This window comes from Spirosoma litoris, from assembly GCF_054776755.1.
Genome location: NZ_BAAHBI010000022.1, coordinates 68,901 through 75,750 on the forward strand (window position 1 = coordinate 68,901; position 6,850 = coordinate 75,750).

Sequence of the window (6,850 nt, forward strand, 5' to 3'; positions counted from 1 at the left end):
CTAGTCCATTCGAATGAAAGACGCGAAGGGTCGCGTCTCTACTTTTTACCCGCCAATTGACCACAAGCAGCATCAATATCCTTACCTCGACTCCGACGAACGTTTACCGTTACACCTTTATTTTCGAGGTATCCAGCGAACTTATCCAGCGTTTGGGGATCAGTGTTTTTGAAATTAGCTTCTGCAATGGGGTTATACTCGATGATATTAACCTTGGCAGGAACACGCTTCGTAAACTTCCAGAGTTCCTGTGCATCCTGCAAGGTATCGTTGAAATTGTAGAAGAGAATATATTCGAACGTGATGCGAGTACCCGTCTTTTTATAGAAATAACTTAAGGCGTCGCCCAAAGCTTCCAGCGTGTTACTTTCGTTGATGGGCATAATCTGGTCACGCTTAAGGTCGTTGGCGGCATGGAGCGATAGAGCCAGATTGAATTTCACCGCATCGTCGCCGAGTTGCCGAATCATTTTGGCAATGCCCGCCGTCGAAACGGTAATCCGCTTCGGCGACATCCCCAGCCCATCAGCCGACGTGATGCGATCAACAGATTCGAGCACGTTTTTGTAATTCAACAACGGCTCACCCATGCCCATGTATACAATATTCGAGAGCGGTACATCGTAGTTTTCCTTCGCCTGCCGATCAATGGCAACGACCTGATCGTAGATTTCAGCCGCGTCCAGATTCCGCTTGCGATCCATGTAGCCTGTGGCGCAAAACTTACACGTCAGCGAACAACCCACCTGACTCGATACGCAGGCCGTCATACGATCTGTATCGTCCGAACGAAGGGCTGGAATCAGTACGCCTTCAACCAGATTGCCATCATACAGCTTAAACGACGATTTGATCGTACCATCGTTGCTGCGTTGCTGTTGGTCAACGGTTAGCGGTCGAATTTCAAAATTAGTATTCAGCAACTCCCGCGTCGACAGCGAAAGATTCGTCATCTGCTCAAACGAAAGTGCCGATTTTTTCCAGAGCCATTCATGGACTTGTTTGGCCCGGAACCCCTGTTCGCCGTTTTTCGCAAACCAGTCTTTTAACTGAACAGCGGTCAGTTTACGGATGTCTTGTTTCATGATTTAAAGAGCGAAAGAGTAAAAGAGCGAAAGAGTGAAATGGCGCGTCAGCCACTCTTTCACTCTTTTACTCTTTCGCTCTTTACATTTTCTGCCTGCCATTTTTTTCCAGCTTCCAGGCCTTTAGGCACCCAGACGGCGGCTTTATCCATCACTTTGGGGGCAATGGGCCGTATGTACGGATACAAAAACGCGGTTTCTGTCTGGCGAGGGGGCATTTTTACGCCCATATGGGTTAACAACCAAAGGATAACACTAATTCCAAAAACCCAGGTAAAAAGACCGACAGCAGCACCCGCTACGCTATCGAACGTACCTAATAGTGAGTATTTTAATGATCGTCGGATAGCAAATCCCATCTGATTGATCATCAGAACGGTTGGAAAAAAGATGACAGAGAAGCCCAGCCACGGCAGAATTTTCCGGGCAATCTCCCGGCTGATATACGGACTAAGCAAGTCGATCCCAAACGCCAGAAACTTAAACCCGACAATCATGGCCACCACAAACGCAATGACCGCAACGATCTCCACCAGAAGACCTTTGCGGTATCCGTTAAAAGCCCCCCAGGCAAGGGGAATCAGCATGAGAATGTCGAGGGTATTCAATGAGCGAAAGAGTGAATGAGTGAAAGAACGAAAAGTGAGTGCGCCCAAATTCGCTCATTCACTCATTCATTCTTTCACTCTTTAAGAAAGTAACTGCTTCACCATGGCCGAAATTGCCTTCCCGTCGGCCTGGCCAGCGAGTTCTTTGGTCGCTACGCCCATGACCTTACCCATATCCGATGGAGCTGATGCACCAACCCGGCCCATAATTGCCTGTAGTTTCTCTTTCAATTCATCTTCCGACAATTGTTTCGGCAGGTATTTCTCAATAACGGCGATTTCGGCTTCTTCTACGGCGAGTAAGTCGGCGCGGTTTTGCTGACGATAGATGTCGGCAGAATCTTTCCGCTGCTTTACCGCTTTGGTTAGAATTTTGGTTTCGTCTTCGGGTTTCAGATCACCAGACTGGCCTTCTTTAGTTTCTTCGAGCAGAATCATTGACTTCACCGCCCGTAGCGCGCGAAGTTTGTCCTGATCTTTAGCCAGCATAGCCTGTTTTATATCGGCGTCGATTTGTTGTTTTAAAGCCATCTTTTTAATGAGCGAATGAGTTAATGAGCGAAAGAGCGGTTCTCAATTAATGAACCTTCATTCTTTTGGCAAAGTTACGAATCCAACGAAGCTATTTGCTATGATGTTGAATTCCGGTTCACTCATTCACTCTTTCACTCATTCGCTCTTTGAGAAATGACTAGATTAAGCGTAAATATCAACAAAATTGCCACCATCCGAAACGCTCGGGGCGGCAATAACCCCGACCTTGTTAAAGTAGCGCTCGACTGCGAACGTTTTGGCGCACAAGGCATCACGGTTCACCCTCGTCCCGACGAACGGCATATTCGTTATCAGGATGTTCTGGACCTCCACGAAGTTGTTACAACCGAGTTCAATATTGAAGGCAATCCCGACGAGCGATTTATCGAACTGGTAAAACGGGTAAAGCCTGACCAGGTAACGCTGGTTCCCGACGCTCCTGACGCGATTACCTCCAATGCGGGTTGGGATACCATTCGCCATGCCGACCATCTTAAATACCTCATTGACACCTTCAAAGCTGATGGTATCCGCGTCTCCATTTTTGTCGATGCTGACGAGCGCATGGTTGAGGGGGCTAAAGCCGTTGGTACCGACCGAATTGAATTATATACGGAGCCTTACGCTACCCACTACGCCGAAAATCGGGAAGAGGCCGTGGCTCCTTTTGTTCGGGCAGCCAAACGTGCCAATGAATTAGGCCTGGGCCTGAATGCAGGCCACGATTTGAGTCTGGAAAATCTGCGTTATTTCGACGAGCAGGTGCCGGGTTTGCAGGAAGTGTCAATTGGTCACGCGCTTATTTGCGATGCGCTTTATTTTGGGTTAGAAAATACGATTCAGATGTATTTGCGCTGTCTGAACCAGGATTTATTTGATTTAACTGACCGACTATGATTTTGCCTTCGGTTTCTCCGAATAGAATAATAAAATCATAGTCGGTCAGTTAAATCAAATAAATCCCGGTTCCCGATGGTCCACCAGTTGCCTGTTGAGGCTTTTCTTGAAAAAGCGCAAAATCTGCCCGTCATTGACGTTCGGTCACCGGGAGAGTACGATCATGCGCATATTCCTGGCGCGGTGAGTATTCCACTGTTCGACAATGACGAGCGGGCACAGGTGGGCACGAAATACAAGAATGCGGGGAAAGATGCGGCTGTTCTATTGGGGCTTAGTCTGGTTGGCCCTAAACTCGCCGATTTTGTCAAGCAGTCGAAAAAACTCAATCCGACGAATAAGGAGGTTCTGGTTCATTGCTGGCGAGGTGGTATGCGTAGCGGTTCGTTTGCCTGGTTACTAGATACCGCCGGGCTAACGGCTTCGACGCTCATAGGTGGCTACAAAGCCTATCGCAATGCCGTATTGGCAACTTTCGCTGAGCCTCGAAAACTGCTTATTCTTGGCGGGAAAACGGGAAGTGGCAAAACGGACATTTTAAAAGAGCTGGCCCGGCAGGGCGAACAGACCATCGATCTTGAAGGGCTGGCTAATCATAAGGGTTCTTCCTATGGCGCTATTGGGCAGCAGGCGCAACCTGCCAATGAACAGTTCGAGAATCTGCTTTTCCAGAAGCTACAGACGTTAGATACCAGCCGTCGAATCTGGCTTGAAGATGAAAGCCGGAGCATTGGTTCCTGTTTCGTTCCAATGGCTCTCTGGCAGCAGATGCGAGTCGCTCCAGTTGCGTTTATCGATGTACCGAAAGAAATCCGCATACAACGATTGGTAATGGAGTACGCCGGTATTGATCACAAGCTACTGGTCGAAGCTACCGAACGAATCCGAAAACGGCTTGGCGGCAAAGCTATTAAAGATGCGCTTACGGCGTTAGACAATCAGGACTACGCCACGGTTGCTGATCTGACCCTGCACTATTATGATAAAGCCTATTTGCACGGCCTATCAGAGCGAGAGGCCGCAAGTGTTCATCCCATAGCTGTTCAGGAAGATAGCCCTGCCCAAACGGCTCGGCAATTGATCGAATGGGCAAATGAAGATACTGGCGCGGGTATTCACCCGTTCCCATAATTTCGTCAGTATTCACTGACACAAAAATTATCTAGTTAAAGGCATCAGCGAATGCTGACGAGATTGTAGACACGGGTGAATACCCGCGCCAGTTATGTCAGAAATTAAGACCGCTTCTTTTTAACGCTTGAATTCATTCGCCGAACAACTTCGCGTTTATTGAAGCCTATGTGCCAGACGGCGAAGGCCGTTTCCTGATTGCCAAAACAGGCTTTACAGATTGGATTGCTGGCTGGCACAACGGAGTTATAGACAAACAGGGTATCGTTAATTTTCTGAATGTTAGAGATTGGGGCCTGTTTCTGCTTCACGCTGTACAGGTAAGCATCCAGAATATCGCGTTCCTTAATATCCAACTTCATATTCTGAATATCCGCTTCGCCCAGAAGGCGAATATCTACGTCATATCGATCGGCAATCGCTTTGGCCCGAGGCAGGTTTTGCAACTGACAAAGTTTCGTTTTTTCGGCAGGCTTGGCCGCTTTCTGAAGCTGGGTCGTCAGATCTTTCTCTACAGCGGCACTAATCTTTCCGCCCAAATCATCTACTGTTTCAATAATATCAGCATTCGTGATCCGCTTGATTTTCGAATCAGCCATTTCTGCCTTCAGTTCGCTGGTATAATGAACCCGCTCTGGGTTACAGGCTGATAAAAAACTGATTAACAGGAAACACAGAAGAAAAGAGCGTATCATACAATAGGAACTTAATGCAATTTCGTTTCGTCGTTTGTTAGGAAAACCATCCTGTCGGCTGCTTGGTTGCAATTGAATAAATACAACACCAAACCATCGGAGTGCCGAACCATGAGATTTTCGTAATTTTGTATTTCTTAATTGTCACATCCTCTTGTTGTTCCGCTGGAACGACAAATAAAGTTATAACTCATGCTTGATCAGTTAGAAGCCATTCGTGAACGCTTCAACGAAGTAGCTCAACAAATTGTACAGCCCGAAGTCGTTTCTGACCAGAAGCGATTTATGAAGCTGAGCAAAGAATATAAAGATTTAGAAAAAATCGTCGTGCAGTATCAGGCCTATACTCAACTGCTCGAAGAGATCGAAAATGCAAAGAAAATCATCGCAACTGAAAAGGACGAAGATTTTCGGGAAATGGCGAAAGAAGAATTAGACGAGCTGCTGCCTCGCCGGGAAACCATGGAAGAAACGCTCAAAGAGATGTTGATGCCTAAAGATCCCAACGATAGCAAAAACGTCATTCTCGAAATCCGTGGCGGTACCGGTGGCGACGAAGCGGCCATCTTTGCGGGCGATATTTTCCGGATGTACCAACGGTTCTGCGAGAAAATGGGCTGGCGCATGTCGCTGGTCGATTATACCGAGGGAACATCGGGTGGCTACAAAGAGATCATTACCGAGATCGAAGGCGAAGATGTGTATGGCAAACTCAAGTTCGAATCGGGTGTACACCGTGTCCAACGCGTACCAGCTACCGAAACGCAGGGCCGTATTCACACCTCGGCTGCCAGCGTAGCCGTGCTGCCTGAAGCGGAAGAAGTGGATGTTGAACTCAACATGAACGACATCCGGAAAGATACGTTCTGTTCGTCGGGAGCGGGTGGTCAGTCCGTAAACACGACGTACTCGGCGGTTCGTCTGACGCACATTCCAACGGGTTTGGTTGTGCAGTGTCAGGATGAACGGTCGCAGTTGAAAAACTTCGACAAAGCCCTGACAGTGTTACGGTCGCGTTTGTATGAAATTGAATTACAGAAACACAACGAAGCGATTGCTTCGCAGCGTAAAACAATGGTCGGCAGTGGCGACCGTTCCGACAAAATCCGGACGTATAACTACCCCCAAAGCCGTGTAACCGACCACCGAATTGGCATGACAGTCTATAATCTCCCCGCTGTTATGGACGGTGGCATCGGCGAATTTATCGAGCAACTCCGCATCGCCGAAAACGCGGAGCGGTTGAAGGAAGGAGCGACGGCGTAAATAAAATAAGTACAAAAATAGGGATCCTATATTGTGTCGATGTAGGATCCCTATTTTTGTACTTATTGTAGAGATGACCAATAACTACGATTATGTTATGTGGAAATACTAAGAGCAATCTTATCCTGAAAACGGGTGATAGAATAGGTTTGATTCAAAAAATCACTGCTGCTATTATTACCTGAAAGTCCTTAAAAAATCGGTCAAGCTGTTACCTACTTCTTTCGAATAGCTATCATCGATCATATCCAATTCGTAGAACATCCGATCACAAATTCCATAATGAAAGTAGCCAGTTGAACCAATAATGACAAACTGCTTGTAAGGGTCATCATCAACTTGGTGAGATTGGGTCACTTGAAGAACATCGGAGATAGGCCACAATGACAAATAGTTATCTCCAACAAGTCCATCTGCCCCATTATGTAGCCTAATAAAGTCTAAGTAATCAGACGGAAGAACAGAGCTGTATCGATCAACCAGCTCGAAAAACTCGCTGTTCTCCGGCTTATCACTCAGAGAGAGATTATTAATCAACTCTTCGTACATACTGATCTAAGAAGGATGGATTTTCTGTATCGCCCTGAAATAGCTTGACAATTTTAGGGCTTATTTTGAGTGACTAATATAACAC

General features: G+C 47.0%; 8 protein-coding genes. 3 read left to right on the top strand and 5 right to left on the bottom strand.

Features of this window, described 5'->3' with window-relative positions:
• Nucleotides 1-38 precede the first annotated feature (38 nt).
• The 3 genes from rlmN to ACYVGR_RS15105 form a co-directional block, all read right to left on the bottom strand.
• The gene (gene rlmN, locus ACYVGR_RS15095) at nucleotides 39-1,085 is read right to left on the bottom strand and encodes a dual-specificity RNA methyltransferase RlmN (protein ID WP_460958039.1); all 1,047 of its coding nucleotides are present in this window, start codon (nucleotides 1,083-1,085) and stop codon (nucleotides 39-41) included.
• 59 nt (nucleotides 1,086-1,144) lie between these two features.
• Entirely contained in the window at nucleotides 1,145-1,672 is a 528-nt protein-coding gene (locus tag ACYVGR_RS15100; protein WP_460958055.1) for a CvpA family protein, read from the bottom strand.
• 102 nt (nucleotides 1,673-1,774) lie between these two features.
• Nucleotides 1,775-2,224: a GatB/YqeY domain-containing protein gene (locus ACYVGR_RS15105; protein ID WP_460958041.1), complete on the bottom strand. Its 450-nt coding sequence runs from the start codon at nucleotides 2,222-2,224 to the stop codon at nucleotides 1,775-1,777.
• A gap of 156 nt (nucleotides 2,225-2,380) precedes the next feature.
• Here ACYVGR_RS15105 and ACYVGR_RS15110 point away from each other — a divergent pair, with 156 nt between their 5' ends.
• Entirely contained in the window at nucleotides 2,381-3,124 is a 744-nt protein-coding gene (locus tag ACYVGR_RS15110; RefSeq protein WP_460958043.1) for a pyridoxine 5'-phosphate synthase, read from the top strand.
• Between the two features lie 75 nt (nucleotides 3,125-3,199).
• Nucleotides 3,200-4,255: a tRNA 2-selenouridine(34) synthase MnmH gene (gene mnmH / locus ACYVGR_RS15115; RefSeq protein ID WP_460958045.1), complete on the top strand. Its 1,056-nt coding sequence runs from the start codon at nucleotides 3,200-3,202 to the stop codon at nucleotides 4,253-4,255.
• Between the two features lie 104 nt (nucleotides 4,256-4,359).
• Here mnmH and ACYVGR_RS15120 read toward each other — a convergent pair whose 3' ends face one another.
• Nucleotides 4,360-4,950 (bottom strand): hypothetical protein, encoded by a 591-nt coding sequence (locus ACYVGR_RS15120; RefSeq protein ID WP_460958047.1) that lies wholly within the window; start codon nucleotides 4,948-4,950, stop codon nucleotides 4,360-4,362.
• Between the two features lie 192 nt (nucleotides 4,951-5,142).
• Here ACYVGR_RS15120 and prfA point away from each other — a divergent pair, with 192 nt between their 5' ends.
• Nucleotides 5,143-6,216: a peptide chain release factor 1 gene (prfA, locus tag ACYVGR_RS15125; RefSeq protein WP_460958049.1), complete on the top strand. Its 1,074-nt coding sequence runs from the start codon at nucleotides 5,143-5,145 to the stop codon at nucleotides 6,214-6,216.
• A gap of 177 nt (nucleotides 6,217-6,393) precedes the next feature.
• Here the strand turns inward: prfA and ACYVGR_RS15130 are convergent, their stop codons facing one another.
• On the bottom strand, nucleotides 6,394-6,765 hold the full coding sequence (locus ACYVGR_RS15130) for an SMI1/KNR4 family protein (RefSeq protein WP_460958051.1): 372 nt from the start codon (nucleotides 6,763-6,765) through the stop codon (nucleotides 6,394-6,396).
• Nucleotides 6,766-6,850: the final 85 nt, after the last annotated feature.